This is a genomic window from Burkholderia sp. 10_S31, assembly GCF_056930375.1.
Genome location: NZ_JBXOWK010000003.1, coordinates 1,764,612 through 1,785,404, shown reverse-complemented (window position 1 = coordinate 1,785,404; position 20,793 = coordinate 1,764,612). Strand labels below are relative to the sequence as shown.

General features: G+C 65.9%; 20 protein-coding genes. 18 read left to right on the top strand and 2 right to left on the bottom strand.

All coding sequences use genetic code 11. From position 1 onward, the window contains the following. Position 1: 1 nt before the first annotated feature. The 3 genes from AC1Z3W_RS28445 to AC1Z3W_RS28435 are packed head-to-tail and all read left to right on the top strand — an operon-like array spanning position 2 to position 2,760. Complete coding sequence (locus AC1Z3W_RS28445; RefSeq protein ID WP_124833202.1) at positions 2–883, top strand: peptidoglycan DD-metalloendopeptidase family protein; 882 nt, start codon at positions 2–4, stop codon at positions 881–883. An 11-nt stretch (positions 884–894) separates the two neighbouring features. After that, positions 895–1,980 carry an RNA polymerase sigma factor RpoS gene (gene rpoS, locus AC1Z3W_RS28440; RefSeq protein WP_057925256.1) on the top strand — a complete coding sequence of 362 codons (1,086 nt, stop codon included), beginning with the start codon at positions 895–897 and terminating at the stop codon, positions 1,978–1,980. 3 nt (positions 1,981–1,983) lie between these two features. Next, complete coding sequence (locus tag AC1Z3W_RS28435; protein WP_124833203.1) at positions 1,984–2,760, top strand: 3'-5' exonuclease; 777 nt, start codon at positions 1,984–1,986, stop codon at positions 2,758–2,760. A 27-nt stretch (positions 2,761–2,787) separates the two neighbouring features. On the opposite strand, the gene AC1Z3W_RS28430 is transcribed toward AC1Z3W_RS28435, so the two are convergent. Then, positions 2,788–3,642 (bottom strand): endonuclease/exonuclease/phosphatase family protein, encoded by an 855-nt coding sequence (locus AC1Z3W_RS28430; RefSeq protein ID WP_124833204.1) that lies wholly within the window; start codon positions 3,640–3,642, stop codon positions 2,788–2,790. A gap of 217 nt (positions 3,643–3,859) precedes the next feature. Between AC1Z3W_RS28430 and rlmD the strand changes: the two genes are divergently transcribed. Continuing rightward, entirely contained in the window at positions 3,860–5,257 is a 1,398-nt protein-coding gene (gene rlmD, locus AC1Z3W_RS28425; protein ID WP_483508990.1) for a 23S rRNA (uracil(1939)-C(5))-methyltransferase RlmD, read from the top strand. Positions 5,258–5,319: 62 nt separating this feature from the next. On the opposite strand, the gene AC1Z3W_RS28420 is transcribed toward rlmD, so the two are convergent. Beyond that, positions 5,320–6,018, bottom strand: coding sequence for a Bax inhibitor-1/YccA family protein (locus tag AC1Z3W_RS28420; RefSeq protein ID WP_006761414.1), 699 nt, complete (start codon positions 6,016–6,018; stop codon positions 5,320–5,322). 250 nt (positions 6,019–6,268) lie between these two features. Between AC1Z3W_RS28420 and ndk the strand changes: the two genes are divergently transcribed. From ndk to AC1Z3W_RS28350, 14 genes are all read left to right on the top strand, one after another. Then, on the top strand, positions 6,269–6,694 hold the full coding sequence (gene ndk, locus AC1Z3W_RS28415) for a nucleoside-diphosphate kinase (protein WP_011352265.1): 426 nt from the start codon (positions 6,269–6,271) through the stop codon (positions 6,692–6,694). Between the two features lie 55 nt (positions 6,695–6,749). Continuing rightward, positions 6,750–7,889: a dual-specificity RNA methyltransferase RlmN gene (gene rlmN, locus AC1Z3W_RS28410; protein WP_057925253.1), complete on the top strand. Its 1,140-nt coding sequence runs from the start codon at positions 6,750–6,752 to the stop codon at positions 7,887–7,889. A 191-nt stretch (positions 7,890–8,080) separates the two neighbouring features. Next, a complete protein-coding gene (locus AC1Z3W_RS28405; protein WP_057925252.1) occupies positions 8,081–9,097 on the top strand; it encodes a helix-turn-helix domain-containing protein in 1,017 nt (338 codons plus the stop codon). Positions 9,098–9,203: 106 nt separating this feature from the next. Further along, positions 9,204–10,508, top strand: coding sequence for a flavodoxin-dependent (E)-4-hydroxy-3-methylbut-2-enyl-diphosphate synthase (gene ispG, locus AC1Z3W_RS28400; RefSeq protein ID WP_027787235.1), 1,305 nt, complete (start codon positions 9,204–9,206; stop codon positions 10,506–10,508). 20 nt (positions 10,509–10,528) lie between these two features. Further along, complete coding sequence (gene hisS, locus AC1Z3W_RS28395) at positions 10,529–11,869, top strand: histidine--tRNA ligase (RefSeq protein WP_057925251.1); 1,341 nt, start codon at positions 10,529–10,531, stop codon at positions 11,867–11,869. Positions 11,870–11,924: 55 nt separating this feature from the next. Beyond that, the gene (locus AC1Z3W_RS28390; protein ID WP_057925250.1) at positions 11,925–12,554 is read left to right on the top strand and encodes a tetratricopeptide repeat protein; all 630 of its coding nucleotides are present in this window, start codon (positions 11,925–11,927) and stop codon (positions 12,552–12,554) included. A gap of 40 nt (positions 12,555–12,594) precedes the next feature. Beyond that, positions 12,595–13,740: an outer membrane protein assembly factor BamB gene (gene bamB / locus AC1Z3W_RS28385; RefSeq protein ID WP_057925249.1), complete on the top strand. Its 1,146-nt coding sequence runs from the start codon at positions 12,595–12,597 to the stop codon at positions 13,738–13,740. A gap of 246 nt (positions 13,741–13,986) precedes the next feature. Then, on the top strand, positions 13,987–15,324 hold the full coding sequence (der, locus tag AC1Z3W_RS28380) for a ribosome biogenesis GTPase Der (RefSeq protein ID WP_014896912.1): 1,338 nt from the start codon (positions 13,987–13,989) through the stop codon (positions 15,322–15,324). 154 nt (positions 15,325–15,478) lie between these two features. Then, positions 15,479–15,718, top strand: coding sequence for an RNA chaperone Hfq (hfq, locus tag AC1Z3W_RS28375; protein ID WP_006399927.1), 240 nt, complete (start codon positions 15,479–15,481; stop codon positions 15,716–15,718). 72 nt (positions 15,719–15,790) lie between these two features. Further along, positions 15,791–16,966, top strand: coding sequence for a GTPase HflX (hflX, locus tag AC1Z3W_RS28370; protein ID WP_185734422.1), 1,176 nt, complete (start codon positions 15,791–15,793; stop codon positions 16,964–16,966). Between the two features lie 47 nt (positions 16,967–17,013). Further along, the gene (gene hflK / locus AC1Z3W_RS28365) at positions 17,014–18,363 is read left to right on the top strand and encodes an FtsH protease activity modulator HflK (protein ID WP_483508988.1); all 1,350 of its coding nucleotides are present in this window, start codon (positions 17,014–17,016) and stop codon (positions 18,361–18,363) included. Between the two features lie 15 nt (positions 18,364–18,378). Then, on the top strand, positions 18,379–19,278 hold the full coding sequence (gene hflC / locus AC1Z3W_RS28360; protein WP_057925246.1) for a protease modulator HflC: 900 nt from the start codon (positions 18,379–18,381) through the stop codon (positions 19,276–19,278). A 36-nt stretch (positions 19,279–19,314) separates the two neighbouring features. Continuing rightward, positions 19,315–19,506, top strand: a complete 192-nt coding sequence (locus AC1Z3W_RS28355; RefSeq protein WP_009687995.1) for a DUF2065 domain-containing protein — start codon at positions 19,315–19,317, stop codon at positions 19,504–19,506. 112 nt (positions 19,507–19,618) lie between these two features. After that, entirely contained in the window at positions 19,619–20,767 is a 1,149-nt protein-coding gene (locus AC1Z3W_RS28350) for an ATP phosphoribosyltransferase regulatory subunit (protein ID WP_124833209.1), read from the top strand. Positions 20,768–20,793 lie beyond the last annotated feature (26 nt).

Here is a 20,793-nt window from a genome sequence, read left to right as displayed (position 1 = left end):
GATGAGTATGTTGCGCGCGATGCAAAACCACCGAACCAGGGAACCGCTCACGTTCGCCCAGCGCGCGATCTGTGTGGCTGCGTTCTCCACGCTGCTGGCCGCCTGTGCGACGCGGCTCGACAACGCGCCCGTCGTCGACCGCTCCGGATCGCTCGGCACGACCGCTGCCGCGCAGCCGGCGGTGCCGCTCGGCCCGCCGCCGCCCGGCTTCTACCGTGTGAAACCGGGTGACACGCTGTACCGGATCGCACTCGAGAACGGGCAGAACTATCGCGACATCGCCACGTGGAACAACCTGGTGAACCCGAACCAGATCGAAGTCGACCAACTGCTGCGTGTCGCGCCGCCGGGCGGCGCTGCGGTTGCCGGCTCGCCGGCTGCCGCACCGATCGCCGGCGCCGCCGTCGCGACCGCACCGCTCAGCAGCGGTCCCGCGACCCCGGCCGCAGGCTCGTCGTCCGCGATCACGCCGCCGGCTGCTGCCGCATCGAGCGATACGGCAGCAGCGCCGAGCGGCCCCGTGACGTTTGCGTGGCCCGTGCGCGGTCCCGTGCTGAACGGCTTCGACGACGCAAAGAACAAGGGCGTCAATATCGGCGGCACGTCCGGTGAAGCCGTAAAGGCGGCGGCCGACGGCCGCGTCGTCTACTCGGGCAATGGCCTGCGTGGTTACGGCAACCTCATTATCATCAAACACGATGCAACTTACCTCACAGCGTATGCACACAATCGCGCTTTGATGGTAAAAGAGGGGGACGCGGTAACGAAGGGGCAGAAGATCGCCGAGATGGGTAACAGCGATGCCGACCGCGTGATGCTGCATTTCGAGGTTCGCCGGCAGGGTAAACCTGTCGATCCGCTGAAGTATTTGCCGCCTCAATAACCGAGACGACCATGCCGAAATCGAAGCGCCACGAGCCGCAAGCCGGGTCTGAGAAGATCAGTCGTGCCACGCAAGCATCGGTGGAGCGAGCTGGCGCTTCGAAGGACGACGAAGACGACGTCGCGGAAAACGAACGTGATCCCGAGGCAAGCGACGCCGAAGCGGACGGCGACGACGAGCGCGAAGGCCGTACGGAAGCCGCGCCCGACGTCGACGATTTCCGCGCATTGCTGCAGGCCGAACTCACGGCCGACACGATCCAGCATTACCTGAACCGTATCAGCGTGAAGCCGCTCCTGACCGTCGAGGAGGAGCAGCGCTATTCCCGTCTTGCGAAGGCCGGCGAATTCGAGGCGCGGCAGGTGATGATCGAGCGTAACCTGCGTCTCGTCGTCAGCATCGCGAAGGGTTACCTGAACCGCGGCGTGCCGCTGCTCGACCTGATCGAGGAAGGCAACCTCGGCCTGATGCACGCGATCGAGAAATTCGACCCGACGCGCGGCTTCCGCTTCTCGACCTATGCGACGTGGTGGATCCGCCAGAGCATCGAGCGGGCGATCATGAACCAGGCCCGCACCGTGCGCCTGCCGGTGCACGTGATCCGCGAACTGAACCAGGTGCTGCGCGCGAAGCGCCACCTCGAAAAGAATTCGATGTCGACGGGCGAGGCGGCAGAACGCCGCGAAGCCAGCATCGACGACATCGCCTATCTCACCGGCAAGACCGCCGAGGAAGTCACGGACATCCTCGCGCTCAACGAGCACACCGCGTCGCTCGACGCGCCGCTCGACCTCGATCCCGCGAGCAGCCTGCTCGACCTGCTGCCCGATGATCAGAGCCAGTCGCCCGATGCCGAGGTGCAGCATCGCGAGCTCGAGACGCTCACGCGCGCGTGGCTGTCGCGGCTGTCCGACAAGCATCGGCACGTGATCGAGCGCCGCTTCGGCCTGAACCACATCGAACCGGCCACGCTCGAGGAGCTAGCCGACGAGATGGGGCTCACGCGCGAGCGCGTGCGGCAGATCCAGCAGGAAGCGCTGGTGCGCCTCAAGCGGTTCTTCGCCTCCAATGGCGTGCGCAAGGACGCCGTTCTGTAACTGATGACTCCGATTCTCGTTTTTGACATCGAGACCATTCCCGATGTCGACGGCATTCGCCGTCTGGAAGACCTGCCCGCGACGCTCGACGATGCCGCGGTGGCCGAACATGCGTTCGCCGCGCGCCGCGAGAAGACCGGCAGCGATTTTCTGCCGCATCATCTGCAGCGCATCGCGGCAATCTCTTGCGTGTTCCGCGACAACAACGGTTTCCGCGTGCGTTCGCTGGGGACGCCGCAGGACAACGAGGCGGCACTGATCCAGTCGTTCTACCGCGTGATCGAGAAATACACGCCGCAGCTCGTGTCATGGAACGGCGGCGGCTTCGATCTGCCTGTGCTCCACTACCGTGCGCTCGTGCACGGGATCCCCGCGACCCGTTACTGGGATCTTGGCGAGGACGACCGCGACTTCAAGTGGAACAACTACATCGCGCGCTATCACTCGCGGCATACCGATCTGATGGATGTGCTCGCGATGTATCAGGCACGCGCGAATGCGCCGCTCGACGCGTTGGCGAAGCTGTGCGGCTTCCCGGGCAAGCTCGGGATGGACGGCAGCCAGGTGTGGCCGGCATTCCAGGACGGGCGGATCGAGGAAATCCGCAACTACTGCGAAACCGACGTCGTCAATACCTATCTGCTCTATTGCCGCTTCCAGCTGATGCGCGGCGGCCTGACGCCGAGTGAATATGCGGACGAGATCCTGCTCGTGAAAAATTCGCTTGCGCAGGAGCCCGCGGCGCATTGGGCCGAATATCTGGCCGGTTTCGACGCTTGACGCGGACGGCCGGCGTCGAAACCGTGCTCAATCGAGTTCGAGCACGACCGGCTGGTGATCCGACGCGCGCGCGTCGCCGTCAATCTCGCAGCGCGTGACGCGCGGCAGCAGCGTATCGGTCACGAACACGAAATCGCATGCGAGCGGCCCCTCCGACCACTGCACCGTGTCGTAAACGCCGGCGGTCGGCGGCGGCGTGCGGCCCGGGTGTCGGGCGACCCACGCATCGACGAACGGCGGCGCGTCGGCGACCGGCTCCAGCAGGCGCCGGTACGCGTCGCTGCCGAACGCGCTGTTGAAATCGCCGCAGACGATCGCGTCGCGCGGCTGGCCGGTTGCGCTGAACGGCCCCGTCGCATTCTCGGCCGGCGCGGGCCGGTCCGCGTGTGCGCACGCCTCTTGGTGCCGAGCGCGCAGCGCGTCGACTTGCGCGAGTCGCTGGCGCGCCGAATAGTATTCGAGGTGCGTCGTGACGACCCGCAGCGGGCCTGACGGCGTCGCCAGTTCGACCTCCAGCGCGACGCGCGGCATCGACGGCGTGCCGGCGTCGGCCGGCCACGGCAGCAACTGGCGCAGCACGCGCCCGACCGGCAGCCGCGTCGCGATCGCATTGCCGAACTGACGGCGTGGCGCGCCGGGTTCGAGCGCCGGCAGGTCGGCGCCGATCACATCGACGATCGTATAGCCGGGCAGCAGCGCCGCCAGTTCGGCGAATTGGTCGGGGCCCGGCTGGCCGGGCAATGCGCCGAAGCCGCGCGTGACTTCCTGCAGGCACAGCACGTCGAAGTCGTCGAGCAGGCGGGCGGCGGCGATGGTGCGCGGGAGGTCGACGACGCCGTCCGCGTCCCGACCCCATTGAATGTTCCAGTCGATCAGTCGCATGGTCGAGTCTCCTGCGAGCCGAAGTTGTACCGCCGCTTGGCGCGACGAGGCGCCGCGCATGTGGTTGGGCGGCTTGGGGCGCATGCCTTCAGGCCGTTTTCCGCATTGCGTGGCGCGATCGGTGCGTCAGTCTCGATGCTTGCGCGACGAAAGCGGGCGATGCGGGCTTTCGTCGTCTACAATCTCGCCTTCTTCAACGTTTTGTCAGGAAAAGCTGGTGTCCGAAGCCGTCCCCACTTCTGCGCGCAAATCGAAAAATGCGCCCGTCGCGCCCGGGCCTGCCCCGGTTCTCGAGATCGAATCGCTCGACATGGAAGCGCGCGGTGTCGGCCGCACGGCGACCGAGGACGGCACGCCGGGCAAGGTCATCTTCGTCGAGGGCGCGCTGCCCGGCGAACGCGTGACGTATTCGAGCTACCGTCGCAAGCCGAGCTATGAGCAGGCGACCGTTGTCGACATTCTGCGCCCGAGCGTGCTGCGCACGCAGCCGAAATGCAAATTCTTCGGCACCTGCGGTGGCTGCTCGATGCAGCATCTCGAGATGCGCGCGCAGGTCGCGATCAAGCAGCGCGTGCTCGAGGACAACCTGTGGCACCTGTCGAAGCTGCGCGCCGAGACGATGTTCGCGCCGATCCACGGCCCGTCGTGGGGCTACCGCTACCGTGCGCGCCTGACCGTGCGCAACGTCGCGAAGAAGGGCGGCGTGCTGGTCGGCTTCCATGAGAAGAAGAGCAGCTACGTCGCCGACATGACGAGCTGCGAAGTGCTGCCGCCGCACGTGTCGGCAATGCTCGTGCCGCTGCGCCGGCTCGTCGAGGGGCTGTCGATCCGCGACCGGATGCCGCAGATCGAGCTCGCGGTCGGTTCGGAAGTCACGGCGCTCGTGCTGCGCGTGCTGGAGCCGATCAATGCGGACGACGAAGCACTGCTGCGCGCGTTCGCGGACGAGCACAAGGTGCAGTTCTGGTTGCAGCCGAAGGGCCCGGACACGGTGACGCCGTTCTATCCGCTCGACGTGCCGCTCGACTACACGCTGCCGGAGTTCGGCATCCGCATGCCGTTCAAGCCGACCGACTTCACGCAGGTCAATCATCAGATCAACCGCGTGCTGGTGGGCCGCGCGCTGCGCCTGCTCGCGCCGTCGCGCGACGATCGCGTGCTCGACCTGTTCTGCGGGATCGGCAACTTCACGCTGCCGCTCGCGCGCCTGTCGCGCGAGGTGATGGGCATCGAAGGCAGCGAAACGCTGACGACGCGCGCGCTCGCGAATGCGCGCGAAAACGGCGTCGACGGCCACACGACGTTCGCGTGCCGGAACCTGTTCGAAGTGACGGGCGACGACATCCGTGCGCTCGGCGCATTCGACAAGTTCCTGATCGACCCGCCGCGCGAAGGCGCGCTCGCCGTGTCGAAGGCGCTGGCCGAAATCGCGCAGAGCGGCGAAGGTCCGCTGCCGAAGCGCATCGTCTACGTGTCGTGCAACCCGTCCACGCTCGCGCGCGATGCAGGCCTGCTCGTGCACGAGGCCGGCTACCGCCTGAAGGGCGCCGGGGTCGTGAACATGTTCCCGAATACGTCGCACGTCGAATCGATCGCGCTGTTCGAGCGCGACTGAGCGGGCGGCGGACGTAAAAAAACCGGCCCTCGGGCCGGTTTTTTCATGGGATGCGGCGAACGTCAGTTGCGGTTGCCGCCGAAGATGCCGAGCAGCGCGAGCAGGTTCGTGAACACGTTGTACAGGTCGAGGTAGATCGCGAGCGTGGCCGAGATGTAGTTCGTTTCGCCACCGTTCACGACGCGCTGGACGTCGAACAGCATGTAGGCCGAGAAGATCGCGATCGCGAGCACCGACACGGTGAGCATCAGCGCCGGCAGCTGCAGGAAGATGTTCGCGACCGAGGCCAGCAGGATCACGATCACGCCCATGAACAGCCACTTGCCGAGCCCCGAGAAATCGCGCTTGCTGACGGTGGCGATCGTCGCCATCGCGGCGAAGATGATGCCGGTGCCGCCGAACGCGAGCATGATCAGCGACGGGCCGTTCGAGAAGCCGAGGATGAAGCTCAGCAGGCGCGACAGCATCAGGCCCATGAAGAACGTGAAGCCGAGCAGCACGAATACGCCGGCCGCGCTGTTTTTCGTCCGCTCGATCGCGAACATGAAGCCGAACGCGATCGCGAAGAACGCGAGCAGGCTCATCATCGGGCTCGTGGCCGCGAACAGCGAGAAGCCCGTAGCGACGCCGACCCATGCACCGAGCACCGTCGGAACCATCGACAGCGCGAGCAGCCAGTACGTGTTCCGCAGCACGCGATTGCGAACCTCCGCGGTGCTGACGGAGCCGCCGCGGCCGAAATTGTACGGATAGTCGTTCATGGTTTCTCCTAACATTGAACGCGTGGGCGTCCGGGGACGGTTCGGCGCGCGCGATGTGCGGCGCAGCAAACCGGAGCAGCTATGGCTAAGATACGTTCCGCGCCGCGAGGTTTCAATGGCCGGGCGGCGCAAAAACATATCGATTCTGAACCTTTCGGCTGTGTAAGGGTTCAATCGCAATGATACACGGGATCGTGCTACAATAGCGGATTCATTTGAACCTGTAACTTCTTAATTTTTTGGAGTTTTTATGGCAATCGAGCGCACCCTGTCGATCATCAAGCCGGATGCGGTGGCAAAGAACGTGATCGGCCAGATCTACAGCCGTTTCGAAGGCGCCGGCCTGAAGATCGTCGCATCGCGCATGGCACACCTGTCGCGTGCTGACGCAGAGAAGTTCTACGCGGTTCACGCAGCGCGTCCGTTCTTCAAGGATCTCGTCGATTTCATGATCTCGGGCCCGGTGATGATCCAGGTTCTGGAAGGCGAAGGCGCGATCCTGAAGAACCGCGACCTGATGGGTGCGACGGATCCGAAGAAGGCGGAAAAGGGCACGATCCGCGCCGACTTCGCCGACAGCATCGACGCGAATGCAGTGCATGGCTCGGACGCTGCAGAAACGGCAGCGGTCGAAGTCGCATTCTTCTTCCCGGAAATGAACGTTTACTCGCGCTAAGCCCTGGCTGGCAGCAAGTAGGCAGGATTCAGCGCACGCGGCAAGGCAGCACATCATGACGAGCGAAACTTCCGTCAATCTTCTCGACTTCGATGCCGAGGGTCTTGTCGCGTACTGCGGCAGCCTCGGCGAGAAGCCGTTCCGCGCCAAGCAGTTGCAGCGCTGGATCCACCAGTACAACGCTGGCGACTTCGACGGCATGACCGATCTCGCGAAGTCCTTGAGAGAGAAACTCAAGGGCCGCGCGTCGATCGTGATGCCCGAGATCGCCAGCGATCACGTTTCCACCGATGGCACGCGCAAGTGGCTGATCGACGTCGGAAACGGCAATGCGGTCGAAACCGTGTTCATCCCGGAAGAAACGCGCGGCACGCTGTGCGTGTCGTCGCAGGCCGGGTGTGCGGTGAACTGCCGCTTCTGCTCGACGGGCAAGCAGGGTTTTTCCCGTAACCTGTCGACAGCCGAAATCATCGGCCAGCTCCGGATGGCCGAATTTGCATTGCGTGCGTCGCTCGGTCGCGCGCCCGGTCCGAACGGCAAGGCCGAGCGGGTCGTCACCAACGTGGTGATGATGGGCATGGGCGAGCCGTTGCTGAACTACAGCGCGGTCGTGCCCGCGATGCGGCTGATGCTTGACGACAACGCGTACGGCCTGTCGCGCCGCCGCGTCACGCTGTCGACGTCCGGCGTGGTGCCGATGATGGACCGCCTCGGCGCCGAGTTGCCGGTCGCGCTCGCCGTTTCGCTGCACGCGCCGAACGATGCGCTGCGCGACGAGCTGGTGCCCCTCAACAAGAAGCATCCGCTTCGCGAGTTGATGGCTGCGTGCCAGCGCTATCTGAAGGTCGCACCGCGCGACTTCATTACTTTCGAATATTGCATGCTCGACGGCGTCAACGACACCGAGGCGCATGCGCGCGAACTGCTGGCCGTCACGCGTGACGTGCCGTGCAAGTTCAATCTGATCCCGTTCAATCCGTTTCCGGAATCGGGCCTCATCCGCTCGAAGCCGGAGCAGATCAAGCGCTTTGCACAGGTCCTCATCGACGCGGGTGTCGTCACGACCGTGCGCAAGACGCGTGGCGACGACATTGACGCCGCGTGCGGCCAGCTGGCCGGCGCCGTGAAGGACCGCACGCGCCTGGCGGAGCGAACGGGCGCAACAGCAAAAATCATCGAAGTTCGGGCGATTTGACGGGGGGCTGGTCGGGGACGCCCAATCGGGGTGGCCTGGCCGCGAATGCCCGAACCTTTTTGGCGGTACAGCACGCGAATAGCGATCGGTCGCGGCGCCTTGGCGCCGCGCATGAAATGGACAGTTGCGGGTGCCGGCCGGCGGGAGCCGGCGGTGCTCGCCAGTGAAGAAGAATCGACGCGAGGACAAGGATGAGTGAGCCGCAGCCGACAAACGGCGCAGAGACCAATGCCGCGAAGCCGGCACCGGCGGGGCTTGAAACGCTGGTAGCCGTCGGCGGCCGGCTGGCGCAGCTCCGGGAGGCGAAGGGCTGGACGGTTGACGACGTGTCGGCGCGGCTCAAGGTCGCCCCGCAGAAGCTGCGTGCGCTCGAGGCAGGCGACATCAGTCATTTGCCCGGCGTGACGTTCGCGCTCGGCGTTGTGCGCAGCTATGCGAAGATGCTCGGCGTCGATCCGGAACCGTTTGCGCAGGCATTGCGGCGTGAGCGCGGCGTGCCGGAAGTCGATCTGTCGATGCCCGCGTCGTCGGGGACGGATTTGCCGCGCGGCCGCGTATCGATCCCGCTCGGCAGCTCGTCGCGCCACCATCCGTGGCTGTGGGGGACGGCGATCGTCGTCGTCGCGGTAATCGCGGTACTCATGTGGCACACTGGCGGCGATTCGTCGAGTTGGCTCGCGCGCTTCAAGGGCGGCGATGCAGAACATGCGTCGGCAGCCAGCGCACCGGCGGCGTCTTCCGTCGCAGAGGCGGCTGCGGGCGGCGCGTCGACGGCAGCCGGCAACGATGCTCCGGCGCAGGTTGTAGCATCCGCCGTGGCGCCGCAGGCTGCCGCGTCGGCTGCGCCAGTACCGGCTCCGGCGGTCGCAGCAGCGCCTGCGTCGCAACCCGCCGTCGTGACGGCCGTGGCGAACGGTACGGTCGTACCGGCCCAGCCCGCGAGCGTCGTGGTGGCGGCAGGCCAGTCGCTGGTCGAACTGAAGGTCAAGCAGGATTGCTGGTTCAGCGTGCGCGACAAGAACGGCAAGGAGCTGTTCTCGGCGCTGGTGCGGGCCGGCGAGACGAAGCAGGTCGCCGGCACCGGGCCGTTCAAGGTCACGATCGGCAACAAGGCAGGCCTCGACGCGGTCGCGTTCGACGGAAAACCTGTCGATCCGGCAAAATATTCGGCAGCGCGGGGTAACGTGGCGCGGTTCACGTTGCCCTGACGTCAAGCGCCGTGGCGAAGGCCCGTCCTGGACAGGCCGCGAGGGCACGGCGCTTTTTCAATTCATGCGCCGCCTCGCGGCGCATTCCGCGTAAATGGATCTATCGATGCAATCCGAAGCTCAATCCCCACGCAGCAGTCAGATTTGTTCAACCGAGCCGGTGTTCGGCGGGCATCAGCCGCGTCGCGTGTCGCATGCGGTGGATGTTCGTTGGGGCGGGCAGCTCGTGACGATCGGCGGCGATGCGCCGGTGCGCGTGCAGTCGATGACGAATACCGACACGGCCGATGCGATCGGCACGGCGATCCAGATCAAGGAACTCGCGAATGCGGGTTCCGAGCTGGTACGTATCACCGTCAACACGCCGGAGGCCGCGGCCGCCGTGCCGGCGATCCGCGAGCAACTCGACCGGATGGGCGTGACCGTTCCGCTCGTCGGCGACTTCCATTACAACGGCCATCTGCTGCTGCGCGACTACCCGGGCTGTGCGGAGTCGCTGTCGAAGTACCGGATCAACCCGGGCAACGTCGGCCAGGGCGCGAAGCGCGACACGCAGTTCGCGCAGATGATCGAAGCCGCGGCCAAGTACGACAAGCCGGTTCGGATCGGCGTGAACTGGGGCAGCCTCGACCAGGACCTGCTCGCGCGCATGATGGACGAGAATGGCGCGCGTTCGCAGCCGTGGGATGCGCAGAGCGTGATGTACGAAGCGCTGATCCAGTCGGCGATCGGCTCGGCCGAGCGTGCGGTCGAACTGGGCCTCGGCCGCGACCGCATCGTGCTGTCGTGCAAGGTCAGCGGCGTGCAGGACCTGATCGCCGTGTACCGGGAACTCGGCCGCCGCTGCGGCTTCGCGCTGCATCTTGGCCTGACCGAGGCCGGCATGGGCTCGAAGGGCATCGTCGCGTCGACGGCCGCGCTCGGCGTGCTGCTGCAGGAAGGGATTGGCGACACGATCCGCATCTCGCTGACGCCGGAACCGGGCGCGTCGCGCACGGGTGAGGTGATCGTCGGCCAGGAAATCCTGCAGACGATGGGCCTGCGCTCGTTCGCGCCGATGGTGATCGCGTGTCCCGGCTGCGGCCGCACGACGAGCACGCTGTTCCAGGAGCTCGCGATGCAGATCCAGACCTACCTGCGCGAGCAGATGCCGGTCTGGCGCAAGGAGTATCCGGGTGTCGAGAAGATGAACGTCGCGGTGATGGGTTGCATCGTCAACGGCCCCGGCGAATCGAAGCACGCGAACATCGGCATCAGCCTGCCGGGCTCGGGCGAGAACCCGGCCGCGCCCGTCTTCATCGACGGCGAGAAGGTCAAGACGCTGCGCGGCGAGCGGATCGCCGAGGAATTCCAGCAGATCGTCAGCGACTACGTCGCACGCAATTACGGCCGCACCGAGGCCTTGAACTAATTCGTCCACACACACGAACGATGACTGAACAGAAACGCAAGATCGAGAAGCTCACGGGCGTCAAAGGCATGAACGACATCCTTCCGCAGGATGCCGGCCTGTGGGAGTTCTTCGAAGCTACCGTGAAATCGCTGCTGCGCGCGTACGGCTACCAGAACATCCGCACGCCGATCGTTGAACACACGCAGCTGTTCACGCGCGGCATCGGCGAAGTCACGGACATCGTCGAGAAGGAGATGTACAGCTTCACCGACGCGCTGAACGGCGAGAACCTGACGATGCGCCCGGAAAACACCGCGGCCGTCGTGCGCGCGTCGATCGAGCACAACATGCTGTACGACGGCCCGAAGCGCCTGTGGTACATCGGCCCGATGTTCCGTCACGAGCGTCCGCAGCGCGGCCGCTACCGCCAGTTCCACCAGGTCGGCGTCGAGGCGCTCGGCTTCGCGGGCCCGGATGCGGATGCCGAGATCATCATGATGTGCCAGCGCCTGTGGGACGACCTCGGGCTGACCGGCATCAAGCTCGAAATCAACTCGCTCGGCCTCGCCGAAGAGCGCGCCGCGCACCGTGTCGAGCTGATCAAGTACCTCGAGCAATTCGCCGATGTACTGGACGAGGACGCGAAGCGCCGCCTGTATACGAACCCGCTGCGCGTGCTCGACACGAAGAACCCCGCGCTGCAGGAAATCGCGCAGAACGCGCCGAAGCTGATCGACTTCCTCGGCGACGAATCGCGTGCGCACTTCGAAGGGGTGCAGCGCCTGCTGCTCGCGAACAACATTCCGTTCAAGATCAATCCGCGTCTTGTGCGCGGCCTCGACTACTACAACCTGACCGTGTTCGAGTGGGTGACCGACAAGCTCGGCGCGCAGGGCACGGTCGCGGCAGGCGGCCGCTACGATCCGCTGATCGAGCAGCTCGGCGGCAAGCCGACCGCTGCGTGCGGCTGGGCGATGGGCATCGAGCGCATCCTCGAACTGCTGAAGGAAGAGGATCTCGCGCCCGAGCAGGAAGGTGTCGACGTGTACGTGGTGCACCAGGGCGAGACGGCGCGCGAACAGGCGTTCATCGCGGCCGAGCGTCTGCGCGATACGGGCCTCGACGTGATTTTCCACTGCAGCGCCGACGGCGCGCCGGCAAGCTTCAAGTCGCAGATGAAGCGCGCCGATGCAAGCGGTGCGGCGTTCGCGGTGATCTTCGGCGAAGAAGAGGTCGCGAACGGTACGGTGGGCGTGAAAGCGCTGCGCGGTGCGGGCCAGGAAGGGGAAAAGAACGTTCAGCAGACCGTACCGGTCGAAAGCTTGACCGAATTCCTAATCAATGCGATGGTTGCATCCGCCGAAGACGGCGACGACTGATCGCGCTGGCATTCGCTCGACAAGAAAGGCCTGAACAGGAAGGAATCGCTCGCCGATGAGTTATCACGACGAACAAGAATCGATTGAAAGTCTCAAGGCGTGGTGGGCCCGCTGGGGCAACCTCACCACGTGGATCGTGCTCGCGGCGCTGGTCGTCGCGGCCGGCTTCAACGGCTGGAATTACTGGCAGCGCCGTCAGGCCGCCGAGGCTTCCGGGTTGTACGAGCAGGTCCAGAAGGCCGCCGCCGCAAACGACAAGGCGACGATGGCCCGTGCGGCCGCCGACATGGAAGACAAGTTCGGCAGCACGCCGTATGCGCAGATGACGGCACTCGCGGCCGCGAAGACGCTGTACGCGGCCGGCGACGCCGCCGGCGCGAAGGCGCAGCTGCAATGGGCCGTCGATCATGCCAAGGACGACGAGTACAAGCAGATCGCGAAGCTGCGTCTCGCATCGCTGCTGCTCGACGAGAAGGCGTACGATGCGGGCCTCGCGCTGCTCTCCGGCACGCCGGTCGATGCATTCAAGGGCCTCGTGGCAGATCGTCGCGGCGATCTGCTTGCCGCGCAAGGCAAGACCGACGATGCGCGCGCCGCGTACAAGCTCGCGCTCGACGGCCTGTCGCAGGACGACCAGTCCGCGCGCCAGCTCGTGCAGTTCAAGCTCGACGCGCTCGGCGGCTGATCGCGGCCCCCTCAACCTCTTAACTCTGCTTCGCTAACCGATGAATTTGCTGAAACGTTACGCTGTGCCCGTAGCCTGCGCGGCGGCTGTCCTGGCATTGGCGGCCTGCTCGTCGTCGAAGGACGCGCGCCGCGTGCCGACTCCGCTCACCGAGTTCAAGCCCGTCATGGACGTGCAAGAGGTCTGGAAGGCGAGCGTCGGCAAGGGCGGGCGCTACCTGTTCTCGCCGGTGGCCGTGGGCGACGCCGTCTACGCGGCGGGCGAGAACGGTTCGGTCGAGAAGATCGACGCGAAGACGGGCCAGACGCTGTGGCGCTCGAAGGTCGGTTCGGACCTGTCGGCCGGTGTCGGCAGCGATGGCAACCTGACCGCGGTCGGTGCGCTGAAGGGCGGCGTGTTCGTACTCGGCCCCGACGGCAAGCAGCTGTGGAAGACGAGCGTGCAGGGCGAGATCTTCTCGCCGCCGCTGGTCGGCAACGGCCTCGTGATCGTGCGCACGATCGACGGCCAGGTGATCGCGTTCAACGCGCAGACGGGCGAGCAGAAGTGGAACTACCGCAACCGCGCGGTGCCGCTGAACCTGCGCGTGTCGGCCGGCATGACGTTCGCGGGCGATGCGGCCGTGCTGGCGGGCTTCCCCGGCGGCGGTCTCGTCGCGATCAACCTGCAGACGGGCGAGCCGTTCTGGCAGACGCCCGTATCGTTCCCGAAGGGCGTGACCGAAGTGGAACGCATCAACGACGTCAGCGGTCCGCCGACGCTCGTGGGTGCCGAAGCGTGCGCGGTCACGTTCCAGGGGCAGCTTGGCTGCTTCGACGCGAACTCGGGCCGTCCGCTGTGGGAAAAGGCGTTCTCGAGCCGCAGCGGCCTCGCGCAGGACGATTCGGTCGTCGCCGGCGGCGACGACTGGTCGGTCGTGACGGCCTACGACGCGGCGAGCGGCAACCAGCTCTGGCGCAACGACAAGCTGAAGAGCCGTGACGTCGGCGTGCCTTACTTGCTCGGCCATGCGGTCGTGATGGGCGACTACAAGGGCTTCGTGCACTTCCTGTCGCGCGAGGACGGCAGCTTCATTGCGCGGATGAAGACCGACGGCAGCGCGATTACGGCGGCGCCGGTCCTGGCGGGCAATACGCTCGTCGTGCAGACGAAGGACGGCGGCCTGTACGGGTTCCGCCCGCGCTGACGCGCACGCAACAGGCGCAATCGCGGCGCTGCGGGTTTGTCCCGCGCGCTGCGGTCGCGCGCACGAAGGCGGCCGGTGTCCCCGGCCGCTCGGTATTTGAAAGGCAGTTCGAAACGAAAGACGACGGCGCGCAACGCGCGCCCGGCGCGCGCATCCGGCGCGGCGCGAATTCGTGATATTTTCATTCAGCGCAGCCGCCCGCAGCAGCGGGCCTCCCGCTGCTGCGCATCACCGTAGAAAACACAGATGAAACCGGTCATTGCCCTCGTTGGGCGCCCCAATGTGGGGAAATCCACGCTGTTCAACCGGCTCACGCGCTCGCGCGATGCGCTGGTCGCCGACTTGCCGGGCCTGACGCGCGATCGCCATTACGGCGAAGGGCGCGTCGGCGAGCGGCCGTACCTGGTTGTCGACACCGGCGGCTTCGAGCCCGTCGCGAAGGACGGCATCCTGCACGAGATGGCGCGCCAGACGCGGCAGGCGGTCGAGGAAGCCGACGTCGTCGTGTTTATCGTCGACGGCCGTAACGGGCTCGCACCGCAGGACAAGTCGATTGCCGACTACCTGCGCAAGACCGGCCGGCCGATCTTCCTGGTCGTCAACAAGGCTGAGGGGATGAAGTACACGGCGGTCGCGACGGACTTCTATGAACTCGGGCTCGGCGATCCGCGCGCGATCTCGGCCGCGCACGGCGACGGCGTAACCGACATGATCAACGAGGCGCTGGAAGTCGCGTACGCGGGCCAGCCGGAGGAAGCGGACGAGGACGATCCGTCGCGCGGCATCAAGATCGCGATCGTCGGCCGGCCGAACGTCGGCAAGTCGACGCTCGTAAACGCGCTGATCGGCGAAGATCGCGTCATTGCGTTCGACATGCCGGGCACGACGCGCGATTCGATTTACGTCGACTTCGAGCGTAACGGCAAGAAATACACGCTGATCGACACCGCGGGCCTGCGGCGCCGCGGCAAGGTGTTCGAGGCGATCGAGAAGTTCTCGGTCGTGAAGACGTTGCAATCGATCTCCGATGCGAATGTCGTCATTCTTCTGCTGGATGCGCAGCAGGACATTTCCGACCAGGACGCGCACATTGCCGGCTTCGTCGTCGAACAGGGCCGCGCGCTCGTGATCGGCGTCAACAAGTGGGATGGCCTCGACGACCACGCGCGCGATCGCGCGAAAGCGGATTTGACCCGCAAGCTGAAATTCCTCGACTTCGCGAAATCGCACTACATTTCGGCCGCGAAGAAGACGGGCATCGGTGCGCTGATGCGCTCGGTCGACGACGCGTACGCGGCGGCCATGGCGAAACTGCCGACGCCGAAGCTCACGCGCGCGCTGATCGAGGCCGTCGAGTTCCAGCAGCCGCGCCGTCGTGGTCCGGTGCGTCCGAAGCTGCGCTACGCGCACCAGGGCGGCCAGAATCCGCCGCTGATCGTCATCCACGGCAACGCGCTCGACGCGGTGACCGAAACGTACAAGCGCTACCTCGAAAACCGATTCCGCGAAACTTTCTCCCTGACCGGGACTCCATTGCGCATAGAGTTCCGTTCGTCGAACAACCCGTACGCGGACAAGGGCTGAAGCATGCCTGCCACGCACGTCCCGGAAGGGATAGGCCGCATGGCCTACCGCCGGGCGGGGCAGGCAAAATCGGCTATAGTGTAGCGATTGGCGCCGGATCTCTTTTTCTTCGCCGCCAATCCAGATCAACCTGCAAAAAAAGATGGAGTACGCCATGAGCAACAAAGGGCAATTGTTACAAGACCCGTTTTTGAACGCACTGCGCAAAGAGCACGTTCCCGTATCGATCTATCTCGTCAACGGCATCAAGCTCCAAGGGAACATCGAATCGTTCGACCAGTACGTCGTGTTGCTCCGTAATACGGTGACCCAGATGGTCTACAAGCACGCCATCTCGACGGTCGTGCCGGCGCGCCCGGTGAATTTCCACCCGGACGCGGAAGCCTCGTCCTAACCTATCGCAGCGGCCGGCATCCGGTCGCCGCGAGCGACCGATGCCAGCCGCCTTATCTTGACACCCGATAATTTGATCAACGCAGCGCTCGTCGGCATCGACTTCGGCAAGACCGATTTCGAAGCCAGTCTCGAAGAACTCAGTCTTCTCGCCTCCAGTGCGGGGGCCCGTCCCGCCGTCACCCTCACGGGTCGTCGCGCCAGTCCCGATGCCAAGATGTTCATCGGTAGCGGCAAAGCCGAAGAACTGCGGCTTGCCTGTGACGCACACAACGTCGAAATCGTCATCTTCAACCACGCACTGGCACCGGCCCAGCAACGCAATCTGGAGCAGGCGCTTAACAGGCGGGTGGTCGATCGTACGAGCCTCATTCTCGATATCTTCGCGCAGCGCGCCCGCAGCCACGAAGGCAAGCTGCAGGTCGAGCTCGCGCAGCTGCAATACCTGTCGACCCGCCTGATTCGCGCGTGGACCCATCTCGAGCGGCAAAAGGGTGGTATCGGCCTGCGCGGTCCCGGTGAAACCCAGCTGGAAACCGACCGCCGGTTGATCGGCGAACGCATCAAGATGCTGAAGTCGCGGCTTGACCGGCTGCGCCGGCAGCACAGCACGCAGCGTCGCCAGCGTGCGCGCAGCGGCACGATGTCGGTGTCGCTCGTCGGCTATACGAACGCGGGCAAGTCGACGCTGTTCAATGCGCTGACGAAAGCGCAGGCCTATGCGGCCGACCAGCTGTTCGCCACGCTCGACACGACGTCGCGGCGCGTGTATCTCGGCGACGAGGTCGGCCAGATCGTCGTGTCCGATACGGTCGGGTTCATCCGCGAACTGCCTCACCAGCTGGTTGCCGCGTTCCGCGCGACCCTCGAGGAAACGATCCACGCGGATCTGCTGCTGCACGTGGTCGATGCGTCGAGCGCGGTCAGGCTCGAACAGATCGAGCAGGTGAACGGCGTGCTGCACGAGATCGGCGCGGACACGATCCGGCAGGTGCTGGTGTTCAACAAGATCGATGCCGTACCCGAGCTGGCGGCCCGCGGCGACGCGGTCGAGCGGGACGAATATGGTAATATTTCGCGCGTCTTTTTGAGCGCACGCACCGGTCAGGGTCTCGACGCGTTGCGTGCCGCCATCGCCGAGATCGCCTCCGCGGAACACCTTTCCGGCGCGACGTTACCCGACGGCGCGCTCGACGGCGCCCCCGCAGAACCACACGAAGACCACACGATTTCCGAACAGGGGCGCTAACCGGTCCCGGCCGGTTCGCCGGCGTCTAATCTGGTGAACAAACTCTGGTGAACGAATACAACGAGCGGAGTACCTGGCGGCGGATGCGCGCCTTGCTGTCGATCAACGATCCCCGTTGGGGGCGCGGTGACGGCAAGGGCAACGACGGATCCCGTCCGCGTGCGAACGAATCGAAGCGTCCGCCCGGCGGCGACGGTGACGGTCCGCCCGATCTCGACGAGATGTGGCGCAACTTCAACCGGCGTCTGAGCGGCCTGTTCGGCGGCAAGGGCGGCAACGGCTTCCGGCCCGACAACGGCCGGGCCGCGCGTGTCGGTGTCGGCATCGTGATCGGCGTGCTGGTCGCGGTCTACGCGGGCAGCGGGCTGTTCGTCGTGCAGGACGGCCAGACGGGCGTCCTGCTGCAGTTCGGCAAGCTGTCCGGCACGGTCGGTCAGGGCGTGCACTGGCGCGCGCCGTATCCGTTCGCGTCGCACGAGATCGTCGACACGTCGCAGGTCCGTTCGATCGAGATCGGCCGGAACAATGTCGTGCGTCTCGCGAACGTGAAGGAAGCGGCGATGCTGACGCGCGACGCCGACATCGTCGACGTGCGTTTCGTCGTCCAATACCGCATCCGTTCGGCAACCGATTACCTGTTCCGCAGCGTCGATCCCGAGCGCAGCGTGTCGCAGGCCGCCCAGGCTGCTGTGCGTGCGATCGTCGGCACGCGCAGCGCGGCCGACATGCTGAACCAGGACCGCGACGCGCTGCGCGAGCAGCTGTCCGCCGCGATCCAGCGCGATCTCGATCGCTACCAGTCAGGGCTCGAGGTGACGGCCGTCACGATGCAGAGCGTCGCGGCGCCCGAGCAGACGCAAGCCGCGTACGCCGAAGTCGCGAAGGCGCGTGACGAGCGTGAGGCCGCCAAGCGTGCCGCGCAGGCCTATGCGAACGACCTGCTGCCGAAGGCGCAGGGCAATGCCGCGAAACTCGTCGACGAAGCGAAGGCGTATGCCGATCGCGTGGTCACGGAGGCAGAAGGCGACGCCGATCGGTTCAAGCAGGTCTATGCGCAGTATTCGAAGGCGCCCGCGGTGATTCGCGAGCGGATGTACCTCGAGACGATGCAGGAAATCTATTCGAACGCGACGAAGGTGTTCGTCGGCAACAAGGGCGGCAATAGCGTCGTGTACCTGCCGCTCGACAAACTCGTCGAGCAGGGGCGGCAAAATGCCACGAACGCCGCGACGTCCGCCGGCGCATCCGCGCCCGATGCAGCGTCGGCTCCGGCCGCCGCGGCGGCGAGCGCACCCGCGAGCGCGGCTTCGGCCGCGGCGGCCCCCGCACCGGGCAGCGACGTGCTGCGGTCGCGCGAAGCGTTCCGCAATCGCTCGCGCGAAGACGATACGAAGTAACGGGGAGCGCAGAACATGAACCGAATCATTGCGCTCGTCGTCGCAATCGTGATCGTTGCCTTCGCGGCGTCGTCGACCGTCCTGACCGTCGATCCGCGCCATGCGGTCGTGCTGTCGGGCCGAGACGGCGCGCAGCCCGAACTCGCGGGCCCCGGCATCCATTTCAAGCTGCCGCCGCCGCTGCAGACGGCGACGCTGATCGATACGCGCCTGCAATCGCTCGAATCGCAGGATTCGCTGCAACTGGCGACCGAAGACAAGCATGACCTGCTCGTCGCGTATGCGGTCAAGTACCGGATCAGCGATCCGATGAAGTATTTCACGGCAACGGGCGGCGACCCGACGGCCGCCACCGAGCGTCTGACCGGCGCGCTGAAGAGCGCACTCGGCGACGCGTTCGGCAAGCGCGCGCTCGATGATGCGCTCGGCGGGCAGCGCGACATCGCCCATGCCGCTCGCGATGCGGTGCGCGCGAAGGCATCCGGCTTCGGCGTCGACGTGGTCGATGTGCAGTTGACGCGCGTCGACCTGCCGGCTGCGCAGACGGACGCCGTCTATCAGCGGATGATTGCCGCGCTGCGCGACCAGGCCGCGCAGGTGCGCGCGGATGGCGCCGCCGATGTCGAGCAGATCAAGGCCGATGCGGAACGCGAACAGCAGGCGGTGCTCGCGAATGCTTACAAGTCCGCGCAGACGATCAAGGGCGAGGGCGACGCGAAGGCCGCGTCGATTGCCGCCGACGCGTTCGGCAGCGATCCCCAGTTCTACCAGTTCTACGCGAGCCTGCAGGCTTACCGGAATACCTTCAAGCGCAACGACATCATCGTCGTCGATCCCGACAGCGAGTTTTTCCGTTTCATGCGCAGCCCGACGGGCGGTACCGCACCGGCGGCACCCGCTCCCCGCAAACACTGACCTTGGGGCGCCGCGTCGAGCGGCGCCGTCGCTCGCATGGATCTGGCTGGCTCGTTGTTGCTCGCGGTAGCACTGATGCTGATCATCGAGGGGGCGTTCCCCTTCGTGTTTCCCGTCGCCTGGCGCGACACGTTTCGTAGAATAGCGGAGCGGCCGCCGCATCATATCCGGATCGGCGGGCTCATCGTGATGGCGCTCGGGCTCGTCCTGCTGCTGCTTGCCACCTGACCGGAGAGCTGATCCAGACGGCGCACCCGCCGTTCGTTCCGCCCGATTCCGATTTCCGATTCATCTCGCGGCGCGCGAGTCGCGCCCTGTTTCCCGTCGTAGGACCGTACCGATGTCGACCTGGTTACTTCCCGAGAATATCGCCGACGTACTGCCGTCGGAAGCGCGCAAGATCGAGGAGCTGCGCCGCAGGCTGCTCGACCGCTTCCGTTCGTATGGCTACGAAATGGTGATGCCGCCGCTGCTCGAATACCTCGAGTCGCTGCTGACGAGCGGCGGTGCCGACCTGCGCCTGCGCACCTTCAAGCTGGTCGACCAGTTGTCGGGCCGCACGCTCGGCCTGCGCGCGGACATCACGCCGCAGGTCGCGCGCATCGACGCGCACCTGCTGAACCGCCAGGGCGTCACGCGCCTCTGCTATGCGGGCCACGTGATGCATACGCGTCCGCGCGGCCTGCACGCGACGCGCGAACAGATCCAGATCGGCGCCGAAATCTACGGGCACGCCGGGCTGGAAGCCGATCTCGAGATCCAGCAGCTGATGCTCGACGCGCTGCACCTCGCGGGGCTGTCGCGGATCCGTCTGGACCTCTGCCACGCGGGCGTGCTCGCGGCGTTGCTCGCGCGCGATGCGCAGGCCGCCGAGCGCGGCGAGGCGCTGTACGACGCGCTGTCGGGCAAGGACGTGCCGCTGCTGAACGAACTTACCGATGATCTCGGCGCCGACACGCGCGCGGCGCTGCGTGCGCTGCCGCATCTGTACGGCGACGCAAGCGTGCTCGACGAGGCGCGCGCACGGCTGCCGGTGCTGCCCGAGATCACGCGCGCGCTCGACGATCTCGCGCAGCTCGCGGCCCAGGCGAAGGGCGTCGAGGTGGCGATCGATCTGGCCGATCTGCGCGGCTATGCGTACCACAGCGGCGCGATGTTTACGGCGTACATCGACGGCGTGCCGAACGCGATCGCGCGCGGCGGTCGTTACGACCACGTAGGCCAGGCCTACGGTCGCGCCCGCCCGGCAACCGGCTTCTCGCTCGACCTGCGCGAACTCGCGCGGATTTCGCCGATCGAGGCGCGCGGCGCAGCGATTCTCGCGCCGTGGGCGCAGGACGACGCACTGAACGCGGCCGTCGGGGCGCTGCGCGATGCGGGCGAGGTTGTGATCCAGGCGTTGCCGGGGCACGACCACGTGCTCGACGAGTTCGCCTGCGACCGTTCGCTCGTCGAGCGTAACGGCGCGTGGGTGGTCGAACCCCGTTAAACAGGCGTTCGCGGGCCGTCGTTTGG

What these genes read in the sequence shown, in the direction of transcription:
- ispG (WP_027787235.1), top strand. Translation starts at nt 9,204, where the DNA reads ATGCAATCCGAAGCTCAATCCCCACGCAGCAGTCAGATTTGTTCAACC.
- AC1Z3W_RS28420 (WP_006761414.1), bottom strand. Translation starts at nt 6,018, where the DNA reads ATGAACGACTATCCGTACAATTTCGGCCGCGGCGGCTCCGTCAGCACC.
- rpoS (WP_057925256.1), top strand. Translation starts at nt 895, where the DNA reads ATGCCGAAATCGAAGCGCCACGAGCCGCAAGCCGGGTCTGAGAAGATC.
- rlmN (WP_057925253.1), top strand. Translation starts at nt 6,750, where the DNA reads ATGACGAGCGAAACTTCCGTCAATCTTCTCGACTTCGATGCCGAGGGT.
- AC1Z3W_RS28350 (WP_124833209.1), top strand. Translation starts at nt 19,619, where the DNA reads ATGTCGACCTGGTTACTTCCCGAGAATATCGCCGACGTACTGCCGTCG.
- AC1Z3W_RS28445 (WP_124833202.1), top strand. Translation starts at nt 2, where the DNA reads ATGAGTATGTTGCGCGCGATGCAAAACCACCGAACCAGGGAACCGCTC.
- hfq (WP_006399927.1), top strand. Translation starts at nt 15,479, where the DNA reads ATGAGCAACAAAGGGCAATTGTTACAAGACCCGTTTTTGAACGCACTG.
- ndk (WP_011352265.1), top strand. Translation starts at nt 6,269, where the DNA reads ATGGCAATCGAGCGCACCCTGTCGATCATCAAGCCGGATGCGGTGGCA.
- AC1Z3W_RS28390 (WP_057925250.1), top strand. Translation starts at nt 11,925, where the DNA reads ATGAGTTATCACGACGAACAAGAATCGATTGAAAGTCTCAAGGCGTGG.
- AC1Z3W_RS28405 (WP_057925252.1), top strand. Translation starts at nt 8,081, where the DNA reads ATGAGTGAGCCGCAGCCGACAAACGGCGCAGAGACCAATGCCGCGAAG.
- AC1Z3W_RS28355 (WP_009687995.1), top strand. Translation starts at nt 19,315, where the DNA reads ATGGATCTGGCTGGCTCGTTGTTGCTCGCGGTAGCACTGATGCTGATC.
- hisS (WP_057925251.1), top strand. Translation starts at nt 10,529, where the DNA reads ATGACTGAACAGAAACGCAAGATCGAGAAGCTCACGGGCGTCAAAGGC.
- bamB (WP_057925249.1), top strand. Translation starts at nt 12,595, where the DNA reads ATGAATTTGCTGAAACGTTACGCTGTGCCCGTAGCCTGCGCGGCGGCT.
- AC1Z3W_RS28435 (WP_124833203.1), top strand. Translation starts at nt 1,984, where the DNA reads ATGACTCCGATTCTCGTTTTTGACATCGAGACCATTCCCGATGTCGAC.
- AC1Z3W_RS28430 (WP_124833204.1), bottom strand. Translation starts at nt 3,642, where the DNA reads ATGCGACTGATCGACTGGAACATTCAATGGGGTCGGGACGCGGACGGC.
- hflC (WP_057925246.1), top strand. Translation starts at nt 18,379, where the DNA reads ATGAACCGAATCATTGCGCTCGTCGTCGCAATCGTGATCGTTGCCTTC.
- der (WP_014896912.1), top strand. Translation starts at nt 13,987, where the DNA reads ATGAAACCGGTCATTGCCCTCGTTGGGCGCCCCAATGTGGGGAAATCC.